This window comes from Stenotrophomonas sp. AC248 (assembly GCF_979258185.1).
Genome location: NZ_OZ409840.1, coordinates 3,143,414 through 3,168,939, shown reverse-complemented (window position 1 = coordinate 3,168,939; position 25,526 = coordinate 3,143,414). Strand labels below are relative to the sequence as shown.

Sequence of the window (25,526 nt, the reverse complement as noted above, 5' to 3'; positions counted from 1 at the left end):
CGCGTCAACGCGCCGGCAATGCAATGGCCTCGTCTTCCACGCAGGCCACCAGCTGTTCGCCGGTGGCAAGCACCGGCGCGATGCCCGCGGTAAACCGCGAGTAGGCCGGCAGCACCGTGAGCCGCTCACGCAGCCAGAACGCCGGCCAACGCCGCTGCATGCCGGGCAGGCGGGCCAGCGGATGCACATGCCCGCACAGCACATGCAATGACGGGTGCGGGTGCGGATCGTGGCGCAGCAGAAACGGCCCCACCTGCAGTTGCTCGCCGAGCAGCGTGAGGCCGAGATCGGCCTTGGGCAACGCCCGGTCGTGATTGCCGGCCAAGGCGCCGATCTCCAACGCGGCGTGCTGCTCGCGCCAGCCCTGCCATTGCCGATACCACGCCGCGCGATGCGCTGGGCCGTGCAGCACGTCGCCGAGAATCCACAGGGTATCCACGGCGTGCTGGTGCAGCAGCGCCGACAGGCGCTCCAGATCGTCGCCGGTACCGCCACTGGGCAGGCCGATGCCGGCGCGCCGGAACACGTCGGCCTTGCCCAGGTGCAGGTCGGCGATCAGCAGCGCCTTGCGCGCAGGCCAGTACAGCGCGCGGGCGCCCAGCAGCAGGACCTGCTCGCCGGCGAGCGTGGTGGGCAACTCAGGTGCCATGGCGGCTCTCCAATTGCGCGGCAGCGCGTTTGACGCGGGTTTTCCAGTCTTCATTGCTGAGCTGGCCGCGCAGGCGTTCGGCCCACAGCGGAAATGACAGCGGACCCAGCGTGCGCGGTGACTGCAGGCACAGCGTACGCCCCTGCAGGCGGTGCAGCGTGGCCGCCAGGCTGTCCAGGTCGAGTGGGCCGTGCAGCACCTCGCGTTCGGCCAGCCCCAGCAGGATGTGGTCCGGATCATGCTGGCGCAGCACGTCGTACAGCAGGCCGCTGGACGCCTGCAGTTGGCGCAGGCTGCGCGGGGTGCGTCCGGGCAATGCCGGTACCAGCATGCCCGACACCCGTGCAATATCGCGGAACTGGCGGCGGGCCAGTTCGGCCAGGTTGAGGCTGTCGCGCAGGTCGTCCAGCAGCCCCGCAGGCTGCAGCAGGGCGCGCATGCCGGCCACGTCCAGCTCGACCGCGCGTGCCGGCGCCAGCACGAAGCCGTAGTCGTTGGCGGCGTAGCCCAGGGTGTTGGGCTGCAGGCGGGCCAGGCGCAGCGCCATCAGTGCGGCCACGCCTTCGTTGATCTGGCGCCCGGCGAACGGATACACGAACACGAACTGTCCCTCGCGACGGCGCACGACTTCCACCAGCAGCGACGACGGGCCCGGCAGCATCGAGATGCGCGATTGCAGGGTGAGCAGGGGAGCCAGCCAGCGCATCTCCGGTGATGTCGGCGGCGCGGCGAAGACCGCTTCCATTTCCTGCCCCAGTGCTTCGGACAGCGGCAGGCGGCCGCCCTGCCAGCGCGGCACCAGCCCATCGCCGCCCTTGGCCAGGCGCACGTAGGCGGTGAGGTTTTCCAGCCGCACCAGTTCCAGCAGGCGCCCGGCGAACTGGAAGCGGTCACCCGGGCGCAGCCGCCCCAGGAACTGCTCTTCCACCGAACCCAGCCGGCCACCGCGCAGGAACTGCACGCTTACGCTGCCATCGCTGGTGATGGTGCCGATCGACAGCCGGTGGCGCAGTGCCACGCGCCGGTCATGGACCCGGTACACGCCGTCCTCGTCGCGCACCACCTTGTGGAAGTCCGGATACTGCGACAACGCGCGGCCGCCCTGCACGATGAACTCCAGCACGCCCTGCCACTGTGCGGCATCCAGTGCCGCGAACGCGTGGGTGCGGCGAACCTGCGCGAACAAGGCCTCGGCATCGAAGCCACCGCCCAGCGCGCAGCTCACGCAATGCTGGGCCAGCACGTCCAGCGACAGCGTGGGCGGGGGGCGCGCTTCGATCACGCCGGCAGCCAGTGCATGCCGTGCCGCGGCATATTCGACCAGCTCCAGCGCGTGCGAGGGCACGCACACCAGCGTGCCCGATTCGCCCGGCCGATGCCGCGCACGCCCGGCGCGTTGCAGCAGTCGCGCGATGCCCTTCGGGCTGCCGATCTGCAGCACCTGGTCCACCGCCGGGAAGTCCACGCCCAGGTCCAGGCTGGAGGTGGCCACCACGCAGCGCAGTTGGCCCTCGCGCAAGCCCTGTTCGGCGTGGCGGCGCACGGCCGGATCCAGCGAGCCGTGGTGCAGCGCCAGCGTGGACGGATCTTCCGGCCACACCGCCGCCAGCGCCTGGTGCCAGAGCTCGGCCTGGGCGCGGGTATTGGTGAATAGCAGGCTGGTGCGCACCGACAGCAGCTTTTCGAGCACGCGCTGCAACTGCGACAAACCCAGGTGGCCGGCCCACGGGAAGCGTTCGCCGTGGGCGGGCAGCAGCGTGTCCAAGTGCACCGGGCGCGGGCGGGCGCCGGCCACCAACGGGGCATCGGGAACATCGGGCAGCAGCACCTCGCGCGCCTGCTCCAGGTTGCCCAGCGTCGCCGACAGGCCCCACACCTGCAGCGCAGGCAGCGCATCGCGTAGCCGCCGCAGGTTCAACTGCAGCAGCACGCCGCGCTTGTTGCCCAGCAGTTCGTGCCACTCGTCGACCACCACGCAGCGGAGCTGGCGCATCTTCGCCAGGCCGTCGGGATAGCTGAGCAGCAGCGCCAGCGATTCGGGTGTGGTGACCAGCACGTCCACGCGGCCCTCGCGCGCCAGCCGCTTGTCACGCGCGCTGGCATCGCCGGTCCGCAGCCCCACCTGCCAGTCCAGCCCCAGCGCGGCCAGCGGTTCGCGCAGGGCGCGGGCGGTATCGGCGGCGAGCGCGCGCAACGGGGTGATCCACAGCACCTGCAGGGCCGGCACCGGCTTGCGCGCGCGTCCACCTGTTGGCGCCGGTCGCGTAGCGCTCAACGCCTGCAGCAGCGGGCCACCGAACACGGCCAGGGTCTTGCCGCTGCCGGTAGGCGTGTGCAACAGCCCGGACGCGCCCGACAGGTAATGGCGCCACACGGTCTTCTGGAAGGGCAGCGGTGCCCAGCCGCGGCTGGCAAACCACGCCACCAGCCGCGCCATCGCTTCGCGACGCGTCACCGCGCCAGAGCCTGCAACTGGGCCAGCGTATCGGCCTCGCTGGCCGGCTTGTCGCGACGCCAGCGCAGGATGCGCGGAAAGCGCACCGCGATACCGGATTTGTGCCGGGTGCTGCGGTTGACCGCTTCAAAGCCCAGTTCGAATACCTGTTCGCCGCGCACGCTGCGCACCGGTCCGAAACGCTCCACGGTGTTGGCCCGTATCCAGCGATCGAGTGCGAGGATTTCCGTGTCGTCCAACCCCGAGTACGCCTTGGCGACCGGCACCAGCGTGTCGCCGTTCCACACGCCGAAGGTGTAGTCGGTGTACAGCGTGCTGCGCCGGCCATGGCCGGCCTGCGCGTAGATCATCACCGCATCGATGGTCAGCGGATCGATCTTCCACTTCCACCAGTCGCCGCGGCGACGCCCACTTTGGTAAAGCGAATCGTGGCGCTTGAGCATCAGCCCTTCCACGCCGCGTTCGCGTGCCAGCGCACGTTGTGCGGCTGCCGCCGGCCAGTCGCTGGCCAGCAGCGTGGGTGAGAGCACGATGCGCGGATCGTCCAGTGCCTGCAGCAGGGTGGCCAGGCGCGCGCGACGCGCATGCAGCGGCTGCGTGCGCAGGTCCTCGTCGTCGATCTCCAGCAGGTCATAGGCGAGCACACGCACCGGCGTATCGCGCAGTGTCTTCGGCCCCGGCTTGCGACGCTGGATGCGCGTCTGCAGCGCGGTGAACGGCAGCGGCTGCGCCTCGCCGTCGCGCCACGCCAGCAGCTCGCCATCGATCACGCAGCCGTCGGGCAGCGCCATGGCCGCCGCCTCGATTTCCGGGAAGCGCCCGTCCAGGCGTTCTTCGCCACGCGACCACAGTGCGGCCTCGCCCTTGCGGCGCAGCAGCTGCAGGCGGATGCCATCCCACTTCCATTCCAGCACCCAGTCGGTGATCGGTCCGAGGCTCTCGACGTCGGCTTCAAGTGGCGAGGCCAGGAAAAAGGGGTAGGGCTGCTGGCGGTCTTCCGGGCGCTCCTGCGGCGACAGCAACGCCGCGAGCAGCCCGGGGAGGGCACCCACTCGCCGAGCATGCGCTGGGCAATGCGCGCGATGTCGATACCCGACAGCTCAGCCAGTGCCTGCTGCACCAGTCGCTGCGACACACCCACGCGGAGTGCGCCGGTCAGCAGTTTGTTGAACACCAGGCGTTCGTTGGCCGGCAGCTGCCGCCAGCCGTCGAGCACCGCGGCGTGGCGCACCGGTTCGGGCTGGTTGGCCACCGCCAGCAGATGCGTTTCAATCCATTCGGCCAGGGGCCGGTCCGGGCTGCGGTCGGGCGGATCATCCAGCAGCAGGGTCAGGGTTTCGGCGAGGTCGCCCACCTGCGTGTAACTGTCTTCCACCAGCCAGGGTGGCAACCCGGAGGCCTCGCTGATCCACGCGCGCAGTTCACCGCTGGCGGCAATCTTGCGGCGCGCCCCGCCGACCTTGCCGCCACTGAGCAGGTACAGCGCCCACGCGGCATCGTGCGGGCGCGCATCGCGGAAATAGGCGACCAGGGCCGCGCGTTTGTCCAGCGTGGCGGTGCTGCGGTCCAGGCGCTGGTACAGCGCGGCGAAGGCCTTCATTCCTCGCTCCCGAAATCGGTGCGGAACGCTTCGGCGGCGATGCCACGTTCGCGCAGGAAGGGAATCAGGGCATCGGTGTTGCCGTGGGTGGCGATCACCCGGCGCGCGCCGGTCTCGGTGATGGTCTGCAGCAGCGCCGGCCAATCGGCATGGTCGGACACCACGAACCCCCGGTCGTAGTTGCGTCGGCGCCGATTGCCGCGCAGCTGCATCCAGCCCGACGCGAAGCCCAGTTGATGCTTGCCGAAGCGGCGCAGCCACGGCGTGCTGGCGGCCCACGGCGGTGCCAGGATCAGCTTCCCGGCAGCATCGGGTTGGCGGCCCTGTTCGGCCACGGTGTGGGTGTCGAGCATGGCAATGCCGGCCTGCCGGTACACCGCCACGCCGTTGGCAATGGCGCCGTGCAGCCAGGCCGGCTGGTCATCCAGCGGCAGCAGTTCGGCCAGCACCCGCTGCGCCTTGCCCAAGGCATAGCAGAGCAGGATGGCGGCTTCGCCGCGTGCGGCGCACTCGTGCCGCCAGGCCACGATCTCGGCGGCGACCTCGGCGGTGTCCTGCCAGCGATAGATCGGCAGGGCGAAGGTGGCCTCGGTGATGAATACATCGCAGGGCACCACCTCGAACGGCGCGCAGGTGGGGTCGGGCTGGCGCTTGTAGTCGCCCGAGGCGACCCAGACCTGCTGGCCATCGTCGATGCGCACCTGCGCCGAGCCCAGCACATGCCCGGCCGAATGCAGCGACACCTCGACATTTCCCACGCGGAACGGGCGGCCGTAATCGTGCGCCTGCAGCGGCACATCGCCCAGCCGCCAGCGCAGGATCGGCACGCTGTCGGTGGCGCAGTAATACTGGCCCATGCCGCTGCGCGCATGGTCGCCGTGGCCATGGGTGATCACCGCACGCGGCACGGGCCGCCACGGGTCGATATGGAAATCGCCGGCCGGGCAATACAGCCCTTCCGGGCGAAGTACCACCAGATCGTCATTCGTGCTGCCAGGGCTCATGGCTGCACTGTGCCGTCGCGCTCGTGCAGGAGGTGAGAATCCACCTGAACGGCGCACGACAACCGGATGCGGCAGAATCGGGTGAACCCTTGGCCAGGAGGCCGCTGCGATGTCCTCTGCACTGCCCGCATTCGACACCCATGAGGTATTCAACCAGCCGCCGCCGTTCGGTGGCCGCAACCTGTGGGCCGATGATGTGGCCCTGGCCGAGGCGGTGCAGCGCGAAGGCGGCGAGGGGTTTGCGGCGGCGCTGGCGGGCTATGGCGGGTTGGCCGGCGACGCACTGTACCGGCTGGGGTTTGACGCCAACCGCGATAAGCCGCGGCTGCGCACGCACGACGCGCAGGGGCATCGCATCGACACGGTGGAGTTTCATCCGGCGTATCACCAGTTGATGGACGCGGCCAAGGCGCATGGCGTGGCGGGACTGTCCTGGCACGATGGCACTGCAGGTGCGCATGTCGCGCGCGCGGCATTGAGTTACCTGCATCACCAGGCCGATGCAGGCACCAGTTGCCCGCTGACGATGACCCATGCGGCGGTGGCGGTGTTGCGCCAGGACCCGGCGCTGGCCGAGTGGGCCGACAAGGCGGCGGCGCCGCAGTACGATCCGCGCGATGTGCCGATCGCCGACAAGGGCGGCATCACGCTGGGCATGGGCATGACCGAGAAGCAGGGCGGTTCGGATGTGCGCAGCAACACCACGCGGGCCGAACCGCAGGCCGATGGCAGCTATCGCCTGGTGGGGCACAAATGGTTTTTCTCGGCGCCGATGTCCGACGGTTTCCTGGTGCTGGCGCAGGCACCGGCGGGGTTGAGCTGTTTCCTGATGCCGCGCCGTCTTGCCGATGGCAACCGCAATGCGTTCCGGTTGATGCGGTTGAAGGACAAGCTGGGCGACTGGTCCAACGCGTCCAGCGAGGTGGAGCTGTGTGGCGCGTGGGCACGCCGGGTGGGCGAGGAGGGGCGCGGGGTGGCGACGATCATCGGCATGGTGATGATGACTCGGCTCGACTGCATGCTGGGGGCGGCGGCGGAAATGCGCATGGCGTTGGCGCAGGCGTTGCACCACACGCGGCACCGGACCAGCTTCGGCAAGCGGTTGTGCGACCACGCGTTGATGGCCAACGTGCTGGCCGATCTTGCGATCGAATCCGAAGCGGCAACCGCGTTCGCGATTCGCGTGGCCGGTGCGGTCGATCGTGCGGGCCACAGCAGCGCGGAGGCGGCGTTCGCGCGCATTGCCACGGCGGTGGGCAAGTACTGGGTGTGCAAGCGTGCGGCGGTGTTCGTCAACGAGGCGCAGGAGTGCCTGGGCGGCGCGGGATACGTGGAGGAGTCGATGCTGCCGCGGTTGTACCGGCAGGCGCCGTTGAATTCGATCTGGGAGGGCAGCGGCAACATCCAGTGCCTGGACGTGCTGCGCGCGTTGTCGCGCGAGCCGCAGGTGGTGCCGGTGCTGGATGCCGAGCTGGATGGTGTGGCGGGCCGCGATGGCATGTTCGACGCGGCGTTGCAGGCATTGCGCAGTGCGCTGGCGGCGTCGCCGGGCGAGGCGCAGGCGCGACGCATCACCGAGCAGTTGGCGCTGCTGCTGCAGGCGGCGGTGCTGCTGCGTGCCAACAGTCCGATCGCCAGCGCGTTCGTGCGCTCGCGACTGGGCGGCGAGCATGGCATGGCATTCGGGACGCTGCCGGCGGACCTGGACACAGCGGCGGTGCTGGCGCGGGCGCTGCCGTAGGTCACCACCGTTGGTGGTGACGCGCTTGGTGGTGACGCTCTTGGTGCGAACGGTTGATCGGCGGGTCGGGCGCTGGCTCCCCAGACCCTTTCCGGCGAATGTCCCCCGGCGTCGGCCTGCGGCCGCCCCCTCCTCCTTTATTTCGCCTCCAAGGGCATGGGGAGCCAGCGCCCGACCCACCGATCACCGCCCAAAAGGCGTGGCGTCTACCTGCTAACCGCAAGCCGAGCCCCGTAGCAGCCGGTAGGCTCCTGGGCAAAATAAAGGAGGAGGCCGCCCCGCGGCCGGGGGACATTTGCGCCAGGGGCCTACCGGCTGCTACGGGGCCCTCACGCGCGCGACCAGCCCGATCGGAGACGCCAGCCGCGGTGCCTGCACGCCCGACCACCCGCGGGCTGTCGTGCTCACTTTACGACGGCCCTTGCAACAAGACGCCCCCCCTTCGATGGGAGAAGAACCATAAAAAAACGCCCCTTCCTGCGAAGGGGCGTCTCGGGTGCTGCGGAAACGGCAGACTCAGCGCTTGGCTTCGTCGGCGTTCTTCTTTGCTTCATCGGCCACGTCGCGTGCCTTGTCGGCCACCTTCTGCGCGGCATCGGCGGTGGCGTCGCTGGCGTGCACGCCTGCATCCTTGGCGGCCGTCTTGGCTTCGCCCGCGGCTTCGGAGGTGGCTGCCGCAGCGCGGTCGAGCGCCTGCTGGGTTTCGGCGGCGGCGCGCTCGGAGGCGGCAGCGGCATCGTCGGCGGCGTTGCGCGTGGAGGCGGCGGCCTTGTCCACCGCTTCGCGTGCGGCGGCATTGGCGCTGTCAGCGGCCTGCGCGGCGTCGTCGCGCGCCTTCTCCGCTTCCGGGCCTTTGCATGCGGCCAGGCCGAGCAGCAGGGAGGCGGCCAGCAGGGACGTGGTGAACGGACGAATCTTCATGGCGGTCTCCAGTACGGTGATCGTAGGGGAGGCCAGCCTATTCATGCCTGCGTGAAGACAGGGTCGGTGCGCACCGGCCATGCCCCCGGCCGGATCGCGCCCAAAGAAAAAGCCGCTGGCGAACCAGCGGCTTCTTCAGACTTGCGTGAAGAAAGAAGTTATTACTTCTTGGCTTCTTCAGCAGCGTCCTTGGCCTGCTCGGCGGTGGCTTCACCGGCCTTGGCAGCGTCTGCAGCGGTGTCGGCAGCAGCGTCGGTGGCAGCAGCGCCAGCCTGAGCAGCGGCGTCAGCCGAGGTGTTGGCAGCGGTGGCAGCGGTGTCGGCAGCAGCCTGGGCAGCGTCGGCGGTCTGGGCGCCAGCAGCAGCGGCCTGGTCGGCGGCGACCTGGGCGTCAGCGGCAGCTTCGTTGGCCGAAGCAGCGGCGTCAGCAGCCTGTTCCTGCTTCGAGCAGGCGGTCAGAGCCAGGCCCAGGGCCATCGCGATCAGCAGCTTGTTGATGCTCATTTGTGTGAATCCTCGTCGTTAGATTAGGCAACGCGCTATTGCGCGCCCGGCAACATGATGACAAGCCACGTTTGGCTGTCAAGCGATCGCGCATTCATTTTTGCGAAATGCGCGTTAAGTTCAATCAAATCAATTCGATGGCAATGGCCGTGGCTTCGCCGCCGCCGATGCACAGGGTAGCGATGCCGCGCTTTCCGCCGCGCGTGCGCAATGCGTTGACCAGCGTCACCACCAGGCGCGCGCCGGAAGCGCCGATCGGATGGCCCAATGCGCAGGCACCGCCGTTGACGTTGACCTTCTCGTGCGGGATGCCCAATTCACGGATCGGCGCCATGGCCACCACCGCAAACGCCTCGTTGATTTCGAACAGATCGACCTGGTCCAGACTCCAGCCGGCTTTTTCCAGCACCTTGTGCAGGGCGCCGATGGGGGCGGTGGTGAACCATTCCGGTTCCTGGGAATGCGTGGCGTGGGCCACGATCCGCGCCAGCGGCGTCACCCCGCGTGCAGCGGCGTCTTCTTCGCCCAGCAGCACCAGCGCGGCGGCGCCGTCGGAAATGCTCGAAGAGCTGGCCGCAGTGACCGTGCCGTCCTTCTTGAAGGCCGGGCGCAGGGTCGGGATCTTGGCGATGTCCGAGCGGCCCGGCTGTTCGTCCTGGCTGAATTCAACCTCGCCCTTGCGGCCGGCCACCTTCACCGCAACGATTTCGTCGTCGAAGGCACCGGCGGCCTGCGCGGCCTGGGCGCGACGCACCGATTCGATGGCGAACGCATCCTGTTCCTCGCGGCTGAACTGGTACTTGTCCACCGTGCATTCGGCGAATTCACCCATCGCCTTGCCGTCGTAGGCATTGACCAGGCCGTCGTGGGCCATGTGGTCGACCGCCTGGAAGTTGCCGAAGCGGTTGCCGGTGCGCGAGTTGGGCAGCAGGTGCGGCGCATTGGACATCGACTCCATGCCCCCGGCCACCACGATGCTGGCCGACCCGGCCTTGATCAGGTCGTGCCCCAGCATGATGGCCTTCATGCCCGAACCACACACCTTGTTGAGCGTGGTGGCGCCGGTGGAGACCGGAATGCCCGCCGCGATCGCGGCCTGGCGCGCCGGTGCCTGGCCCAGGTTGGCCGGCAGCACGCAGCCCATGATGACTTCGGACACATCGCCCGCTGCGATACCGGACTGCTGCAGTGCCGCCGCGATGGCGCTGGCGCCCAGGGTCGGGGTGGGCACGCCGGTGAACTGGCCCAGGAAGGAACCGATGGCGGTGCGTTTGGCAGCGGCGATGACGATGTTGGACATGGGCAATCTCGTTGGTGCGTGAGCAGGTTTCAAGAGTGGGACCGCGTGCCATTGGCGGCAGCGGGTTTTCCCGGCAGACTGCGGACTACCGGCCAAGTATAGAGGCTTGGCACTGGCCGCCGGGTCAGGTCCAGGAGGACCGATCGGCGGCGATACCACCACGTCAACGGGGATGCAGGGATGAACAAGGCAGCAGTGGGGCGGTCGGTGCTGGTCACGGCCATGGCAGCGGTACTGGGCGCCTGTGGGGGTGGGGGCGGCGGTAACAATGTGCGCGTGGATCCGCCACCGGTGTCGCCCCCGCCCACTACGCCGCCGACCACGCCCCCGGTCACCCCGCCCACGCCCCAGCAGCCCGCGTTCGACGCGCACCTTGCCATCACCCAGGCCGGTGCGGCGCGCACCGCGGGCCTGGATGGCACCGGCGTGCGCATCGGCGTGGTCGATTCCGGCGTGATGCGCAACCATCCCACGCTGGCGGGCCGGGTGTTGGCCAACTACACCTACATCGATCCGCGCACCAACAACCTCAATGTCGACGACGTGGTCGGCCATGGCACGGCAGTGGCCGAACTGGCGGCCGGCAAGGCGCTCGGCAGCTGGCCCGGTGGCATCGCGCCGGGTGCACAGATCGTGTCGGCGCGCATCATCGCCGACCAGCGCCCCACCGACGACGGCTCGGGCAGCGGCAATGAAGTAAACGGCGCACTGGGCCTGGACCAGGTCCACCAGGACCTGATCAGCCAGGGCGTGAAGGTCATGAACAACTCGTGGGGCGGTCTGTACTGGACCAACCCGGCGGCCACCGCGCCCATCGCCCAGGAGTACCGCCCCTTCATCATCGCCAATGGCGGGTTGGTGGTGTTCGCCACCGGAAACGAGAGCAAGCCCAATCCCTCCAGCATGGCGGCGCTGCCCAGCCAGGCCGGTCCGGGCGGCACGCTGCCGGCGGCCGACCTGGAGCGCGGCTGGCTCAGCGTGACCGCGGTGGATTCCACCGATCCCAGCAAGCTGGCGTCCTACGCCAATGCCTGCGGTGTCGCCGCGCGGTATTGCCTGGCCGCCCCCGGCGCGGCGGTGTACGTCGACCCGGCGTCCACCAGTGCAACGCCGAACTACCTGTGGAACTACGGCACCTCCTTCGCCGCCCCGCTGGTATCCGGCGCAGCGGCGCTGGTGTGGCAGAAGTACCCGTATTTCAGCAACGATCTGGTGCGCCAGACCCTGCTGGGTACGGCCACCGATCTTGGCGCGTCCGGCGTGGACAGTACCTTCGGCTACGGCCTGCTCAACATTGCCAAGGCAATCAATGGGCCGGGCCGCCTGGACTGGGGCAACACCACGGTCAACGTCAACCAGGCGGGGCTGAACTCGGTCTGGAGCAACAACATCACCGGCAGCGGCGGGCTGATCAAACAGGGTGTCGGTGCGCTGGGCCTGTCCGGTACCAACACCTACACCGGTGCCACGCGGATCGAGCAGGGCACGCTGGCGCTGCGCGATGGCGGGTCAATCACCTCCAACGTGCTGGTGGTGGCCCAGGGCGGCAGCCCGAACAACGCGGCGCTGCAGTTCATGACCGGAACCAGCCGGGTGAAGGGCGATGTCGACAACGGCGCCAGCGTCATCGTGCGCGATGCCAACAGCTCGGCCACCATCGAGGGCAACTACACCCAGCGCGCCGGCGCGCAGCTGATGATCGCGCTGGGAGCCGGCCCGCTCAATGTCACCGGCAGCGCGGCCCTGGCCGGCAATGTGCATGTGAGCAGCATCGTCAGCGGCTACGTGCCTGCCAACGGCCGCACCCAGACGGTGCTGCAGGTTGGCCAGGGCATCAGCGGGCAGTTCGATGGGGTCACCCACAGTCTGGCCCAGGCCACATTGCTGCAGATGTCGCTGCAACAGAGCGCCACCACCGTCACGCTGACTACCGACCAGATCAACATCACCAGCGCCAGCCTCAGTGCCGGCGTGGGCGGGGCTGCGCTGGCGTCGGCGGCGCGGGTGGAAACCGCATTTGAAGTGCTCGATGGCGGCAGCATGGCCGGTAGTGCCTTCGCCAATGGTGCAGGTCAACTGCAGCAGGTGCAGGGCAACCAGGCACTGCAGGCCAGCCTGGACAGCCTGTCGGGCAAGGCCCACGCGCTGGCCACCGCGGCCACCTTCGACAGCGTCGACCTCAACCGCCGCGCGCTGTCGGCGCGATTTGGCCAGGTGCAGGGCGCACCCCGTCTGCGCGGTGCCTGGCAGAACCAGCTCGGCGAGGTCGGGCAGGGCAGCTTCTCTGCCAGCGGCGCCGACACCCGCGGCTGGATGATGGGCCAGGACATGGCCTTTGGCAGCAACGGTGTGCTTGGCTTCGCCTTTGGCGAGACCCGCACGCACAACAGCCGCGACTGGGGCAGTGACCGTGGCCGTGACCGCCAATCGCAGGCGCAGGTGTATGCCGGCTGGGGCACGGGGCGAGCCTATGCGCTTGGCCAGCTGGGCGCCGGCCAGTTCACGCGGGAAATCGATCGCCAGCTGCTGCTCGGTGCCGGCCAGTACGGGGTCAATGCCCGTTACGGCGGCCAGTTCACGGCGGCCAGCGTGGAAACCGGCTATCGCCTCGGCGATGGCCGCGCCTCGTTGACCCCGTACCTGGGGGCCGACTACGCCCGCGTGGACAGCGACCGCTTCAGCGAACAGGGCGGGCTGGGCTTCGGCCTGCGCACCCAGGGCGGGGTGAGCACGCGCAGCCAGGCACTGGCCGGCGTGCGCGCCGAACGCCAGTGGGGCAGCTGGGCGCTGCGCGGCTATGCCGAATGGCAGCAGCTGCTGTCCAGTGATGGGCTGGTGCAGGACGCCAGCTTTGTCGGCGTGGATGCCTGGGCGCCGATGGCGGGCCTGCAGCCGGCGCGGTCGGGTGGGCTGTTCGGCCTGTCGGTGGAATCGTGGCTGACCCGCAACACGCGGGTGGCGTTCGGTTACGACCAGCGCTTCGGGCCGCGCGGTGACCTGAGCCAGGTGGCGCTGCGCTACTCGGCTGCCTTCTGAGCACCCGGCCGCTGTCGGGGCGACCAACGTAACGGTCTGAAACGCAGAAGGGCGCGATGCAATCGCGCCCTTCTTCATGGTGCGGCAGAGCGGCTCAGTTGCCGCGCAGCGTGCCCAGTCGCGGCGTGGCCCGGCCCAGCGGCATCTTCAGCTTGCCGATGGAATGGATGCGCGTTTCGGCGATCTTGTCGGCCGCCCGCTGGGGCGCGATGCCCTCCTGCTGGGACAGGGCGAAGATCCGGCCGAGGTTGTGGTAAATGCTGCGGATCAGACGCATCGCGCGTTCGCGGTTGTAGCCGTCGATTTCCAGCGAGACATTCATCACCCCGCCCGCGTTGACCGCATAGTCCGGGGCATACAGGATGCCGCGCGCATGCAGTTCATCGCCGACCTCCAGGCTGGAGAGCTGGTTGTTGGCGGTGCCGCAGACGATCTTGCACTTCAACCGGGCCAGGGTCTGCGGGTTGATCGCCCCTTCCAGCGCGCACGGGGCGAACACATCGGCGTTGACGTCGTAGATGTCGTCCGGCTTCACGGCCTCGGCGCCGTATTCGGTGACCGCACGTTCGACCCGCGCGCTGTCCAGGTCGGTGACGAACAGCTTGGCGCCCCGGTCGCGCAGCAGCTTCACCAACTCCATGCCGATGTGGCCCAGGCCCTGCACCGCGATGCTGGTCTTGCCCACTTCTTCATGGCCCAGCTTGTGCTGCATCGAGGCCATCAGCGCCTGCAGCGCGCCATAGGCGGTGAACGGGGCCGGGTCGCCGGAGCCGCCATGGACCTGGTGCACGCCGGTGACGTACTCGCTTTCCAGGTAGATGTTTTCCATGTCGTTGACATCGGTGCCCACGTCCTCGGCGGTGATGTAGCGCCCGCCGAGCGAGTCGACGTAGCGGCCGAACGCGCGGAACAGCACCTCGCTCTTGTCCTGGCGCGGGTCGCCGATGATCACCGCCTTGCCGCCACCCACGTTCAGCCCGGCCAGGGCGTTCTTGTAGGTCATGGTGCGGCTCAGGCGCAGCGCGTCGGCCAGCGCATCATCGGTGCTGGCGTACGGGCGCATGCGCACGCCACCCAGGGCAGGGCCCAGGGTGGTGTTGTGGATGGCGATGATCGCCCTCAGGCCGGCATCGCGGTTGTGGCAGAACACCACTTGTTCGTGACCGGAAGTTTCGAGGGTTTCAAATAACATGGTGGCTCCGATGGGGCGAACGGCTGGGAACAGCGTCGAACGCACCAGCAAAAGGTGGGTTGTAAAACAAAAAAAGCGACTTCGTCGGATCGGGGGACGGGTCGCGCGGCGCCATTCTAGTGCATTCCGCCGGAGGGTGTTGTCAGGGCTTGCCCCGACCCCGCGACAGGCATCGGCCCCGGTTGCGACGGCACGGGCCATTAAAGTTGCTGAAGATGGCGCCGATGCCGTGGCAACGGTGCGCAGTACCAGCAATGCCAGGACGGACGACGTGGGTGCAGTGACAACACAGAAGCAGTGCCGCCCAAGGCGGCCGCGCGGATGGACATGAACGTGATCGTGGCGGCGGGGCTGGCGGGAGCGGTCGCGTTGGGCGTGGCGGTGACCTGGCAGCGCAGGTGGCGCGCCTCCGCGCCGGCGGGGGCCGCGCGTGCGCGTGCGCCCGTGACGCTACCGACTGCGCAGCCCGGCACTGTCACCGCTACTGCCCCCGCCGAGGCGCTGCAGGCGGGCCTGCACGCATTGGCGCTGGTGCGGCGCAGTGGCGACACCGCCGCCGACGACCGGCACCACGATGGCGCGCTGCACGTGGCGGTGGTGGCGGCACTGGAGCAGCGCGACTGGTCGGCCCGGCAGCTGCCCCGGCGCCCGCAACTGCTGCCGCAGTTGATCCAGACGGTCAACGACAGCGACGCCTCGGCCCGCGCGATGGCCGCCATCATCGGCCAGGACCCGGTGTTGACCGGCAACCTGCTGCGCATTGCCAACAGCCCGGTGTACCGCCTGCAGTCCAAGCCAGTGGACAGCCTGCAGCGGGCGGTGACGCTGGTGGGTACCGAGGGTATCCGCCAGATCATCAGCGCGGTGCTGGTGCAGCCGGTGATGCAGGTGCACTGCGAGGCCTTCCCGCAGTTCGGCACGGTGATCTGGGAGCACGCGCTGCTGGCCTCGCGCGCGGCGGCCGATCATGCGCGGCTGGTGACCCATGAAGACGCCTTCGCCGCGCAGTGGCTGGGGCTGACCCAGGGCCTGGGCGCGGCGTTGGTGATGCGGCAGCTGCTGGACGCCTGCGCCGCGCAGGACGGGGCGCTGCCATCGCGCGCGCTGGCCATGCAGTTGCTGGATGCCTGGACCTTGCCCGTGGCCGGGCGCATCGCGGCGGCCTGGGAACTGCCGGGTGCGGTGCACGAAGCGCTGCTGCGCGACGCCGGCAGGGCCGAGGGAGGACTGTCGGCCAGCCTGCGCTTCGCGCGGGCGGCGGCCGCCGCCAGCCTGCTGTGCCGGCATGGCCGGATCGGCCAGGCGCAGGCGCTGGCTATCCTGGAACAGCAGCACGGCACCCCGCCGCACGCGCTGCAGTGGATCTGGCGGCGCCTGCATGGGCGCGCGGTGGAAACCCTGGACGCCGACGAGGCGGAGGCCTGAGGGCAGGGCGGGCGCAGACGGCGTCTGCCGCCAGCGCCGGGTTACAGCTGTGATTCCAGCGGCAGCCAGCTGATGGCGCGTGCGCTGGCCCGCAGCCAGAACGAGGTGTCCGGTTCCCGATCGAGCAGTACCGGTGGCTGGGCGGCCCGATCCAGCCAGCGCACCCGGTCCTGTGCGTCCAGCGTCACCCAGTAGCTCTGCGCCGGGTCGGCCAGGCGCAGGTACTCGGCACGCAGTTGCGCGCCCAGCACCGCATCGTCGAACAGCACGCCCATCTCGGTGTTGAGGTAGGCCGAGCGTGGGTCGAGGTTGAACGAGCCGACGAAACCGCGCCGGTCATCCAGCAGGAAGGCCTTGGTGTGCAGGCTGGCCCCGCTGCTGCCGAACAGGCCGCTGCGGTCGCCATAGCCGTGCGCCTTCAGTTCGTAAAGGTGCACGCCACTGCGCAGCAGGGGTGCCCGGTAGTGCATGTAGCCCCCGTGCACGGCGGCGACGTCGTTGGCCGCCAGCGAGTTGGTCACCACCCCGACCAGGGCGCCGCGCTTGACCATGGCGCCCATGCCGTCGGTGCCTTCCTCGCCGGGCACGAAGTACGGCGAGATGAGCAGCGCCTTGTGGCGGGTGGCCTGCATCTCGCTGACCAGCCGGGTGACCAGCCAGTTCGACGTGTCATCGCGGCGGTGCTTCATGGCCGGGTCGGAGACGATCTCCACGTTCGGTGACCAGTGCAGCTCGACCGCGTCGCGGTAGTACGAGCGCGCCGACTGCGATTGCTGGACACGGCGCAGGTACGGCTGGGCGACATCGCGCCTGGCTTCGTTCTCGGATTCGCGCACCAGCAGGCGCAGCTGGGCCGGGGTGTGGAAGGCCAGCGCGGCGATTGGAACGGCGGTTTCGCTGTTCCAGTATTCGTCAAAAATACGGTTGGCCTGGTCTACCGCATGACCGGCAACCAGCAGGTCCAGATCGCGGAAGTTCACGTCCGACCGTGCGCTGAAATATTCTTCGCCGATGTTGCGGCCGCCGACGATGGCCACGCGCCCATCGGCGATCCACGCCTTGTTGTGCATGCGATGGTTGACGCTGAAAAATCGCTGCACCATTTCCACCAGCCGCCACAGCCCGGTGCGGTTGCGGAAGGGGTTGTAGAGGCGGATCTCGATGTTGGGATGTTCATCGAGCGCCATCAGCAGCGCATCCTTGTCCTGGGCATTCATGTCATCGAGCAGCAGGCGCACCCGCACGCCGCGTTCGGCGGCCTGGTACAGGGACTGCGCCATCAGGTGGCCGATCAGGTCGTCGTGCCAGATGTAGTACTGCAGGTCCAGGCTGCGACCGGCATGGGCGGTGATGACGGCGCGCGCGGCGTAGGCATCCAGCCCGTCGGCCAGGAAGGCGACGCCGCTCTGGCCGGGGTGGCTGGCCTGCAGGCGGGTCAGTTCGCGGTCGATGACAGTCTGCGCCGGCTGGACCGGCAGTACGCTGCTGGGGGCGCCCATCGCCTTCGGGGTCAGGTGGTCGGCCAGCAGCAGGCCGCTGAGCACCAACAGCACCAGCACCGCGAGCACGATTCCCAGCCAGCGCAGCATCCGGCGCCAGAGCGGCTTTCGTTCAGTCATGTGCCGATGCTAAGCCGGGCGTGCGTGCACGGCGAGTGCCGGGCGCGCACGGCCGCATCAGAAGCGTTCGTCGGGCGCGAGGTAGCGCCACTGGCCGGGCACCAGCTTGCCCATGGCGACGCGGCCGATGCGCAGGCGGCGGACGCTGACGACGTCGAGCCCGACCTGGCGGCACATGTCGCGCAGCTGGCCGGGCTGTACGGGTTTGATGGCAAAGCGCAGGCGGGTTTCGTTCTGCCAGCTGACCTTGCACGGGGGCAGGGGCCAGTTGCGGAAGCTGAGGCCATGGGCGAGGCGCTTCATGCCATAGGGCGCCAGTTCGCCACTGACTTCGACCAGATATTCCTGTTCGAGGGTGGCGCCGCGATCCTTGAGGTGGGACACGACGCGGCCGTCCTGGCTGACGACGACCAGGCCGCTGTCTTCGTCGGCAAGGGGCATGACCAGTTGCAGGGCGTGGAAATGGCGCTGGAGGAGGGTGACGCCGGTGGCGTCCAGTTCGCTGCGGCTGTCGGGGGTGACCAGGGCGCACAGTTCGTCGGCGCGCATGCCGGCGGGTTTGTGCAGGAGCATGCTGACGGTTTCGGTGCGGGTGGCTTCGGCGTTGTCGCGCAGGACGATGGTTTCGTCGGTGACCAGGGTCTGCGGTTGTTCGACGACCGTGCCGTCCACGGTGACCCAGCCGCCTTCGATGTAGCGCTGGGCGTCGCCACGGGAGCAGCCGATGAGGCTGGTCAGGCGTTTGTCGAGTCGGATCGGGTCGGTCATGGGGCTGGCAACGAAAAGCGGGATACGGGCGGGGAGTGTACTGGGTGTGGGTGGGTGGGTGGGTGGGCCCGGTTGGGCCTGGGCCGGAGCCGGAGCCGGAGCTAACAGCCAAAGCCACAGCCACAGCCGGTTGGCCGGGCGGCTTGGGTTGGCCGGGGGTGGGTGGGTTGGCGGGACACGCCGTGAATCCATCCCTGGAGGCTCGTGGGCGCCATCCATGGCGCCCAACGGTCCCGCCAACCCACCCACCCCCAGCCCCGACAGTTGGCTGGTGGCCTTTTGGGGGAGGCAACGGCGGATGGCGAATGGCGGGCTTTGGGGCCGGCGGGTGAGTTGGTGGCTGGGTGCTCGACTGGAAGGCCGAAGCTGAAGTTTGATTTGAATCTAACTTTTCAAATTGAATTATTAATATGAATTCAAATTGAAATTGAAAATAGAATTCAGATAAAAATCGAATCTTGGGCTTTGGTTTTGATTTTGGCTTTGGCTTTGGCTTTGGCTTTGGCTTTGGCTTCGCCTGCCCTGGCTCCTTCCTCTAGCTCTTCATAGGCCACCGGCAGTCTGTCTGGGGTGGGGGTGTGTGGGTTCGCGGGACCCTGAGCCGCATGGATGCGGCGACGGAGCTTACAGGGGTGAGGGCGCATTGCTTGCGAGGCACTGCCTCGCATGCGTCCGAACGCACAGCCGCCAGCGGCTGGGCCGGGCCGCGGAGCGGGACTTGCAGCGTGTCCCGCGGGCCCACACACCCCTGCCCAATCCAGCGATCGTTGCGCCAGAAGCCGTTGCAGTTGCTTTGGCTTCGCTCTGGCTTTACGAGGAGCCGGCCAGCGGCCGGCACTACCTGACAGCCGGCCGGCGGGCGGCCGACACCGCCACGCGGCCAGCGGCCCGCAGCAGCGCGTCGGGTGGTCAGCGGGTGGGGCGTTCCAGGTGGGTCAGGTACAGGCGCAGATCGAATTCCAGCTGGTGGTAATCCGCTTCCATGTGCGTGCACAGCTGGTAGAACGCCTTGTTGTGGTCCGATTCCTTCAGGTGGGCCAGCTCGTGCACCACGATCATTTTCAGGAACGGCGCCGGTGCCTCGCGGAATACCGTCGCGATCCGGATCTCGCGGCTCGCCTTCAATCGGCTCCCCTGAATCCGTGACACCGTCGTGTGCGTGCCCAGCGCATGTTTCAGCACCTGCAGCCGGCTGTCGTAGACCACCTTGGACAACGGCGCCGACTGCCGCAGATAGCGCTCCTTCAGCCCCTGCGTGTAGTCGTACAACTGCCGATCGTTGCGCACCGTGTGCAGGTCCGCGTAGCGCTTTTCCAGCCACGGCCCCAGGCGGTCGCCCGCGATCAGCTCGCGCACCTGCTGCTGCAGGGCCTCGGGGTAACCGGCTAGGTACTTCAGGGCGGTCATGGACGACGGTTGGGGCTGGGCGGGCAGACCAGTATGATGGCCTCCGGAATCCCGCAACAACAGATGCAAGCGTATGGCGAAGGCAAATCCCCTGCAGGAGCAGCTGCTCAAGGCCGGGCTGGTCAAGAAATCCCAGGTCTCCCAGGCCGCCCGTGAACAGGTGAAAGCCCGCCACGGCAAGGCCCCGGTCGCGCCCAGCGAAAGCCAGCGCGAGGCCGAGCGCCTGCGTGCGGAAAAAGCCGAGCGTGATCGCGCGCTGGAAGCCGAGCGCAAGGCCAAGGCCCACGCGCAGGAGCTGCAGGCCCAGGTCCGCCAGATCATCGAGGCGCACAAGGTCAAGCGTGAGGGCGAGAGCGAATACCGCTTCAACGACGGCACCGTGATCCGCACCCTGCTGGTCAACAACGTGCTGCGCCGGCAGCTGGCCTCGGGCAGCCTGGTGATTGCCCGCCACGGCGAGGGCTTCGAACTGCTGCCGCGTGCGGCGGCCGAGAAGGTCCGCGAGCGCGACGCGAGCGTGATCGTGCTCGACAACAGCCAGCCCGGCAGCGAGCCGAGCACCGGCAATGCCGAGGATGATGCGTACTACGCCCAGTTCCAGGTGCCCGACGACCTGGTCTGGTAAGCGCTGCCTGAAGCATTCACCCGGCGCCGTGCGCGTTCAGCCCCACGTCGGCTGGCCGCGCCGGGCCGGGTCTATGCTGGTGGCCTGACACCGGCATGGGAGACACATCATGGCGACAGGTTGGGCAGGCGACGGCGCGGTGCAGGACCAGATCGACGCCACCGTTGACGACGCCATCCAGCGCGCCCGCGCGCAGCTCAAACAGGGCCCCGGGCTGACCCACTGCGAACACTGTGACGCGCCCATTCCCGAGGCGCGGCGCAAGGCCGTGCCCGGCGTGCGGCTGTGTGTGCGCTGCCAGGAAGAAGACGACGCGGCCCAGCACGAAAACGGCGGCTACAACCGCCGCGGCAGCAAGGACAGCCAGCTGCGTTGACGCGTGCGGGTCGTTCTCCTGTCGTGCGTCGCGGGAGGCGTGAACGGTGCTGCGCCGACCTCGATGGACGGCAGCCCTATGCGTGGTTGTGATCACCGCGACGCGCCATACTGGTGCGAGATAGCACCCTCTACCAGGCGCAGGCGGATGACCACCGGGCATGAAGACGAGCCTCTCCATCGATTGTCGTCATGGATTGGAACCGAGGACTCGAACTGGACCCACTACAGCAGCGAACTAGTCGCAAAGACAGTGCTGGTGGATTTCAGGGACCGGCAATGGGACCAGTTGCAGAGTGAGATATTGAATCAGCCTGAGTACTGGCAGCACCGTTGCGCAGTAGCGCTGGGGCAAGACAGGACGGAGCGCGCCATCGGTATCATGAAGCTGCTGCTCGTTCATTCGCAGCATCGAAACGTGAGGATAGAGGCGGTATACGAACTGGACTGGGCCGAAGTAGCCATGGAAAGCGACCATGGGCCTCTGATTCGGGCGCTTATCGCATCCACCCCGCTGGATGAGATCGAGCCTGAGTTCTACAGCCTGCTGGCAAAAGCCGATGCAGCAAAGCACTGAGTGACGTCGCGCAGCGGGGCAGCTCGACCCGGCGTATGCCTCCATCGCTCATGGAGGCGGCGGCTGGGCCCTGTTGGATGCCCACGAAAGTGCGACGCCCTCAACCGTCCCCCTGAATCCCGCCCGGTGCCTGCGACGGATCACGCCAGCGGCGCACGGTGCGCTGGAAGAACATGTTGTTGGGAATCTGCAGCACGGTCCCCTCGTGGTGACCGTCGGTTTCCTGCAGCGTGGTGTAGATCAGGTTCACGTCGATGACGCGGCCCTTCAACCCCGGCTTCTCGCCGTTCTCCAGCAGCTCGATGTAGTCGTGCAGGCGGAACGGGCGCGTGGTGAAGATCAGCAGCGTGCAGAAGATGTTGGACAACACGCTCCAGGCGGCGAAGAACGCCACCGCACCCACGGCGGCAAAGCCGGTGAAGGCGGTCCACAGCACGCTCGCCTTGACCCCGACGATGCTCAGGATCACCAGCAGGGCGGTGGTATAGACCACGAAACTGAAGGCGCGGCGCACGCCCATGATCATTTCCGGAGGCAGCGTGTAGTGCTCGCCGACGCGGCGCATCAGCCGCCGCGCGACCAGGCGCAGCAGCCAGGCGGCCAGCAGGGTCAGCAGGATCTGCAGGGCAGGAACCCCGTAATGCAGCCATTCGTGGGTCCAGGTAGGCAGATGGTCTTTCATGTGCAGCGTGGATCCTTGCAGCGATAGTGCGTCGAGCCCCTATCTTAATGCGGCTGCGCGCCGAGGGCCGCCCCCGTCGTTCAAACCACGGGCTGCGATGCCAGGCGTGCGATCAGTACCGAGGCGCAGACGGGGTCATGCGCGGCATATTGCACGCACAGGTCCGGTTGCGGCGACACCGACAGGCGGACAGTCACCGGGCTCCAGGGAAGGGTGCAGCTGCTGGCCAGCGACAACAGCAGGACGAGGCAACTGGTGGACATGGCGATTCCTTGGCGATGGCCCGTGGGGGTACGCAGGCTTGGATGCGGGCGGCGGCCAAAAGGTTTAGAACCGGCACCGGCGAACATCGCGGCAACCGGTTTAAACCTTTTCGCTGGACCCCGCATCCAACGGATATGCTCAACGCCACCATGCCCGCATCCCGTGCCCCGACCGAGGCCGATCCCGCCGACGACCACGCCCTGGTCCGTGCCGCGGTCGCGGGCAACATGGCCGCCTACGAGCAGATCTACCGACGCCATTCGCCGCGCATCTACGCCGTGCTGTGGCGGTTGTGTGGCGGCCACGCCGCACGCGCCGAGGATGCCCTGCAGGACGCATTCCTGCAGGCATGGAAGGCGTTGCCGGGGTTCCGTTTCGACAGCAGCCTGGCCACCTGGCTGCACCGGCTGGGGGTGAACGCGGCGCTGATGGAACTGCGCGCCAGTGCGCACTGGCAGCTGACCGATGCCGGCGAGGAAGGGCACGACAGCCTGGCCACGCTGGTGGCGGTGGACCGCTGCGCGGGCACCACGCTGGACCTGGAGCGCGCGCTGGAAACCCTGCCGCCGCGCGCCCGTGCGGTGCTGGTGCTGCATGACATAGAAGGCTGGAAACACCACGAGATCGCCGAGCAGCTGCAGATGGCTGTGGGCAGTTCGAAGGCGCAGTTGCACCGTGCACGCGGACTGTTGCGCGCACGCCTGGGAGAAACCGCATGAACGACATGAACCACATCGACAATTCCGATGACCTGCAGGCGCGGTTGCGCGCGCTGCCGGCCGAGCGGCTGCCGCCGGCACGGGTATGGCAGGGCATTGCCGCGCAGTTGCCGGCCATGCCGATGCCCGCGCCGGCACCGGCCGCCGTGACCGTGTTGGCCCGGCGCCGACGCTGGCCGCTGCGGGTTGGCCTGGGCATGGCCGCCGCACTGGGCCTGCTGATGGTGGTGCCGACACCGGTGCCGCAGACCCCGCCGCCGACGCTCGTGCAGCGCCAGGCCGAGGCGATGGTGGCCGAGTACCAGCAGGCGATGGCGACCCTGCCCACCGCCCAGGTGGGGGGCGAATGGCAGCCGGCGCTGCGCGAGCTGGACAGCAGTGCCGACCATATCCGCGCCGCCCTCAGTGAAAACCCCCGCTCGCGCGTTCTGCTCGGGCAACTGCAGCGCACCTACGCGCTGCGCCTTGAACTTACCCAGCAGGCCGTGATGGCCGCTGGCCTGCCATCCTGAAGGAGACACCACCATGCACCATTCATTGCGTCTGATCGCAGCCCTGGCCCTGCTGCTGCCGTTGGCGGCGCAGGCGGCCACCCGTGTCGATGAGCGCGCCCCGCTGGGAGCGGGCGGGCGCGTGGAAGTGAGCAACATCGCCGGCAAGGTCAGTGTGCGCGGCTGGGACCGCAACGAGGTCGCGCTGACCGGTTCGATGGCCGATGGGCTGACGCTCAAGCAGGACCGCAGCGCCAACCGGGTGCGATGGGAGGTGGTCTATCCGCGCGGTCGGAGCAACGGCGGCGCAACGCTGGAACTGCGGGTGCCGCGTGCGGTGGAAGTACAACTGGGGACGGTCAGCGCGGACATCGATGTGGCCGACGTGGACGTGCGGCGGTTGCAGGCCAATGCGGTGAGCGGCGGCATTTCGGCCGCCGGGCGCAGCGGCGAGACGGCGTTGACCACGGTCAGCGGTGGGATCCGTTCACAGGTGCAGACGCCGCGGCTGGACCTGCGGGCGGTCAGCGGCGGGATCCAGGCCGGCGGCGGTGCGTCGGGCGAGGTGGCGCTGGAGACGGTGTCGGGCAGCATCAAGGTGGACGCGGGCCGGGTGCAGCGGCTGTCGGCTGAAGCGGTGTCGGGCAGCGTGACGGTGGCGGCGGCCGGGTTGGCGCCGGGCGGCAAGGTGACGTTGCAGACGGTGAGCGGGTCGATCGGGCTGCAGTTGCCGCGGTCGGTGTCGGCGCAGCTGAGCGTGAAGACGTTCAGTGGCGACATCCAGTCCGATTCGGGCACGGTGGAGCGGCCGCGGTACGGGCCGGGCCGGAGTCTGGATGCAAAACTGGGGGGCGGCGACGGTGACATCGCGATCAACGCCCATTCGGGCAGCGTGCGGGTGGGGCTGGGCGGGCGTTGAATGCGGCCCCCGCACCGGCACGGGGCCGGTGCGGACGGCTGCAGGTCAGCCGGTTTTCTTCAGTGCCAAGGTGTTGCCAAGCACTTCGATCTTGCCACCGCCCTTGCGGAACGCGGCCAGGTCGGCTGCGATGCTGGTGCTGTTGACGGCCGTGCTGGAACCCTGCTTACGGTCGACGCGAACGGTGTTGCCTGCCTTGGGGGAGGTCTTTGGCGTACGAGCCATGGATGCTCCTGTCATGGTTGGAACGAGGGAAAAAGCGTCGACAGATCGTGCTGTTGTCGACGGTAGTCCTGCCGCACAAGGCGGCAGTCATCGCCGCCCATGTCAAACTGGCGGCAGATGGCGGGACGCTGCGAGTAGATGGTGCAGCGCAGGTGATAGGGGTCGATGGCGGCGCACCAGCCTTCGTCGTTGCGCGCCATGACGGTGCGGCCGGCTTCATCGGTATCCAGCAGGTAGCTGGGTACGTTGTCGTCGGGCATGACGGTCACCGACATCCGGCAACAGACCGCGTCACAACGGCGGCAGTCGATGGGGTCGGGTTCGGCAGCGGTAACTGGGGCTGGTACAACCAGGCGTTCGCCCAATCGGATATCTCTTGGCGGCTCAGGGCGCTACATGCTGGGAACGAGCCGGATCACAGCGTAAAAGCGATCCCGGCGCCCGGGACATATCCAAGGCGGCAGCATCGAGAAGGACGGTGGCCTGTACTAGGCCCGGGACGACGTGCGCATTGCGCATTGACGCCGAAAGATGATAGCGCTTTTGGCGTAACGTTTTGTTAATGCTCGCGGGTGCTGGGGCGAAACCCTTGCGGGGCCGGGCTTTCAGCCTTCCTTGCCTTCCCTTTGATGGGGGTGGGAGGGGTGGGATTCAAGAGCGAAGGGCAACGTCCAGAGCCAGGTCCAGGTCCAAAGCCAGAGCCGAAGCCGAGGCCGAAGCCGAAGCCGAAAGCCTTGGGCTCCGTGGTCCTGGGTGGGGCGCGTCGTGTGTGGGTTGGCAGGGCACGCTGCAAGTACGTCCCTGTAAGCTCCGCCACCGCATCCATGCGGTGGAGGGCCCTGCCAACCCACACACGACGCACCTGCACACAGGGTCGGGGCGCAAGGGAATAGCCGGAGCAACGGCAGAGAAGCCGGTTTGGCTGGCGGGCTGGGCACGCAAATCGATCTGTAGCGTGGCTGCGGCTGCGGCTGCGGTCTAGGTGTGGGTTCGGGTGTGGGCGTGGCAAGGGCAGCGGGAGTGGCAAGG

At 68.3% G+C, this 25,526-nt stretch carries 23 protein-coding genes and 1 pseudogene; 9 read left to right on the top strand and 15 right to left on the bottom strand.

The genetic code is table 11. From position 1 onward, the window contains the following. Positions 1-4: 4 nt before the first annotated feature. From pdeM to ACZ0AE_RS14430, 4 genes and pseudogenes are all read right to left on the bottom strand, one after another. A complete protein-coding gene (gene pdeM / locus ACZ0AE_RS14445; protein WP_463601433.1) occupies positions 5-649 on the bottom strand; it encodes a ligase-associated DNA damage response endonuclease PdeM in 645 nt (214 codons plus the stop codon). Continuing rightward, a complete protein-coding gene (locus ACZ0AE_RS14440) occupies positions 639-3,086 on the bottom strand; it encodes a ligase-associated DNA damage response DEXH box helicase (RefSeq protein ID WP_463602104.1) in 2,448 nt (815 codons plus the stop codon). The genes pdeM and ACZ0AE_RS14440 overlap by 11 nt, the downstream gene beginning before the upstream one ends. A 14-nt stretch (positions 3,087-3,100) precedes the next feature. Next, a pseudogene (locus tag ACZ0AE_RS14435) lies at positions 3,101-4,704 on the bottom strand (ATP-dependent DNA ligase). Next, a complete protein-coding gene (locus ACZ0AE_RS14430; RefSeq protein WP_463601432.1) occupies positions 4,701-5,708 on the bottom strand; it encodes a ligase-associated DNA damage response exonuclease in 1,008 nt (335 codons plus the stop codon). Before ACZ0AE_RS14430 ends, ACZ0AE_RS14435 begins: the two are co-directional and overlap by 4 nt. Before the next feature lie 109 nt (positions 5,709-5,817). Between ACZ0AE_RS14430 and ACZ0AE_RS14425 the strand changes: the two genes are divergently transcribed. Beyond that, on the top strand, positions 5,818-7,449 hold the full coding sequence (locus tag ACZ0AE_RS14425) for an isovaleryl-CoA dehydrogenase (RefSeq protein WP_463601431.1): 1,632 nt from the start codon (positions 5,818-5,820) through the stop codon (positions 7,447-7,449). Positions 7,450-7,965: 516 nt separating this feature from the next. On the opposite strand, the gene ACZ0AE_RS14420 is transcribed toward ACZ0AE_RS14425, so the two are convergent. The 3 genes from ACZ0AE_RS14420 to ACZ0AE_RS14410 form a co-directional block, all read right to left on the bottom strand. Further along, positions 7,966-8,370 (bottom strand): hypothetical protein, encoded by a 405-nt coding sequence (locus tag ACZ0AE_RS14420; RefSeq protein ID WP_038687022.1) that lies wholly within the window; start codon positions 8,368-8,370, stop codon positions 7,966-7,968. A gap of 161 nt (positions 8,371-8,531) precedes the next feature. Then, positions 8,532-8,873: a hypothetical protein gene (locus tag ACZ0AE_RS14415; protein ID WP_038687024.1), complete on the bottom strand. Its 342-nt coding sequence runs from the start codon at positions 8,871-8,873 to the stop codon at positions 8,532-8,534. A gap of 124 nt (positions 8,874-8,997) precedes the next feature. Then, positions 8,998-10,173 (bottom strand): thiolase family protein, encoded by a 1,176-nt coding sequence (locus tag ACZ0AE_RS14410; RefSeq protein WP_448134160.1) that lies wholly within the window; start codon positions 10,171-10,173, stop codon positions 8,998-9,000. Positions 10,174-10,353: 180 nt separating this feature from the next. Between ACZ0AE_RS14410 and ACZ0AE_RS14405 the strand changes: the two genes are divergently transcribed. Beyond that, a complete protein-coding gene (locus ACZ0AE_RS14405) occupies positions 10,354-13,209 on the top strand; it encodes a S8 family serine peptidase (RefSeq protein ID WP_463601430.1) in 2,856 nt (951 codons plus the stop codon). Between the two features lie 94 nt (positions 13,210-13,303). On the opposite strand, the gene ACZ0AE_RS14400 is transcribed toward ACZ0AE_RS14405, so the two are convergent. Then, positions 13,304-14,401, bottom strand: a complete 1,098-nt coding sequence (locus tag ACZ0AE_RS14400) for a Glu/Leu/Phe/Val dehydrogenase dimerization domain-containing protein (RefSeq protein ID WP_038687030.1) — start codon at positions 14,399-14,401, stop codon at positions 13,304-13,306. 327 nt (positions 14,402-14,728) lie between these two features. Here ACZ0AE_RS14400 and ACZ0AE_RS14395 point away from each other — a divergent pair, with 327 nt between their 5' ends. After that, positions 14,729-15,826 (top strand): HDOD domain-containing protein, encoded by a 1,098-nt coding sequence (locus ACZ0AE_RS14395; RefSeq protein WP_463602103.1) that lies wholly within the window; start codon positions 14,729-14,731, stop codon positions 15,824-15,826. A 41-nt stretch (positions 15,827-15,867) separates the two neighbouring features. Here ACZ0AE_RS14395 and ACZ0AE_RS14390 read toward each other — a convergent pair whose 3' ends face one another. The 3 genes from ACZ0AE_RS14390 to ACZ0AE_RS14380 all read right to left on the bottom strand — a co-directional run bounded on the left by ACZ0AE_RS14390 (position 15,868) and on the right by ACZ0AE_RS14380 (position 19,620). Further along, a complete protein-coding gene (locus ACZ0AE_RS14390; protein ID WP_463601429.1) occupies positions 15,868-17,445 on the bottom strand; it encodes a phospholipase D family protein in 1,578 nt (525 codons plus the stop codon). 57 nt (positions 17,446-17,502) lie between these two features. Further along, the gene (locus ACZ0AE_RS14385; RefSeq protein WP_141059600.1) at positions 17,503-18,213 is read right to left on the bottom strand and encodes an rRNA pseudouridine synthase; all 711 of its coding nucleotides are present in this window, start codon (positions 18,211-18,213) and stop codon (positions 17,503-17,505) included. Between the two features lie 909 nt (positions 18,214-19,122). Continuing rightward, positions 19,123-19,620, bottom strand: a complete 498-nt coding sequence (locus tag ACZ0AE_RS14380) for a M48 family metallopeptidase (RefSeq protein WP_313246674.1) — start codon at positions 19,618-19,620, stop codon at positions 19,123-19,125. Between the two features lie 73 nt (positions 19,621-19,693). Between ACZ0AE_RS14380 and ACZ0AE_RS14375 the strand changes: the two genes are divergently transcribed. The 3 genes from ACZ0AE_RS14375 to ACZ0AE_RS14365 all read left to right on the top strand — a co-directional run bounded on the left by ACZ0AE_RS14375 (position 19,694) and on the right by ACZ0AE_RS14365 (position 21,197). Then, positions 19,694-20,245, top strand: coding sequence for a DUF2058 domain-containing protein (locus ACZ0AE_RS14375; RefSeq protein ID WP_137191561.1), 552 nt, complete (start codon positions 19,694-19,696; stop codon positions 20,243-20,245). A 109-nt stretch (positions 20,246-20,354) separates the two neighbouring features. Next, a complete protein-coding gene (locus tag ACZ0AE_RS14370) occupies positions 20,355-20,621 on the top strand; it encodes a DksA/TraR family C4-type zinc finger protein (RefSeq protein WP_038687041.1) in 267 nt (88 codons plus the stop codon). 147 nt (positions 20,622-20,768) lie between these two features. Next, complete coding sequence (locus ACZ0AE_RS14365) at positions 20,769-21,197, top strand: hypothetical protein (RefSeq protein ID WP_463601428.1); 429 nt, start codon at positions 20,769-20,771, stop codon at positions 21,195-21,197. A 100-nt stretch (positions 21,198-21,297) separates the two neighbouring features. Here the strand turns inward: ACZ0AE_RS14365 and ACZ0AE_RS14360 are convergent, their stop codons facing one another. Beyond that, positions 21,298-21,879, bottom strand: coding sequence for a mechanosensitive ion channel family protein (locus ACZ0AE_RS14360; RefSeq protein ID WP_038687045.1), 582 nt, complete (start codon positions 21,877-21,879; stop codon positions 21,298-21,300). Positions 21,880-21,959: 80 nt separating this feature from the next. Then, a complete protein-coding gene (locus tag ACZ0AE_RS14355) occupies positions 21,960-22,142 on the bottom strand; it encodes a hypothetical protein (RefSeq protein ID WP_038687047.1) in 183 nt (60 codons plus the stop codon). Between the two features lie 135 nt (positions 22,143-22,277). Between ACZ0AE_RS14355 and ACZ0AE_RS14350 the strand changes: the two genes are divergently transcribed. The 3 genes from ACZ0AE_RS14350 to ACZ0AE_RS14340 are packed head-to-tail and all read left to right on the top strand — an operon-like array spanning position 22,278 to position 24,272. Further along, entirely contained in the window at positions 22,278-22,862 is a 585-nt protein-coding gene (locus ACZ0AE_RS14350; protein WP_038687049.1) for an RNA polymerase sigma factor, read from the top strand. Then, positions 22,859-23,374, top strand: coding sequence for a hypothetical protein (locus ACZ0AE_RS14345; protein WP_463601427.1), 516 nt, complete (start codon positions 22,859-22,861; stop codon positions 23,372-23,374). The genes ACZ0AE_RS14350 and ACZ0AE_RS14345 overlap by 4 nt, the downstream gene beginning before the upstream one ends. Positions 23,375-23,387: 13 nt before the next feature. Beyond that, the gene (locus ACZ0AE_RS14340) at positions 23,388-24,272 is read left to right on the top strand and encodes a DUF4097 family beta strand repeat-containing protein (protein WP_038687053.1); all 885 of its coding nucleotides are present in this window, start codon (positions 23,388-23,390) and stop codon (positions 24,270-24,272) included. Positions 24,273-24,317: 45 nt separating this feature from the next. Here the strand turns inward: ACZ0AE_RS14340 and ACZ0AE_RS14335 are convergent, their stop codons facing one another. Both ACZ0AE_RS14335 and ACZ0AE_RS14330 read right to left on the bottom strand, forming a co-directional pair. Beyond that, entirely contained in the window at positions 24,318-24,497 is a 180-nt protein-coding gene (locus ACZ0AE_RS14335) for a hypothetical protein (RefSeq protein ID WP_038687055.1), read from the bottom strand. An 11-nt stretch (positions 24,498-24,508) separates the two neighbouring features. Then, complete coding sequence (locus tag ACZ0AE_RS14330; protein WP_081797314.1) at positions 24,509-24,808, bottom strand: YkgJ family cysteine cluster protein; 300 nt, start codon at positions 24,806-24,808, stop codon at positions 24,509-24,511. Positions 24,809-25,526: the final 718 nt, after the last annotated feature.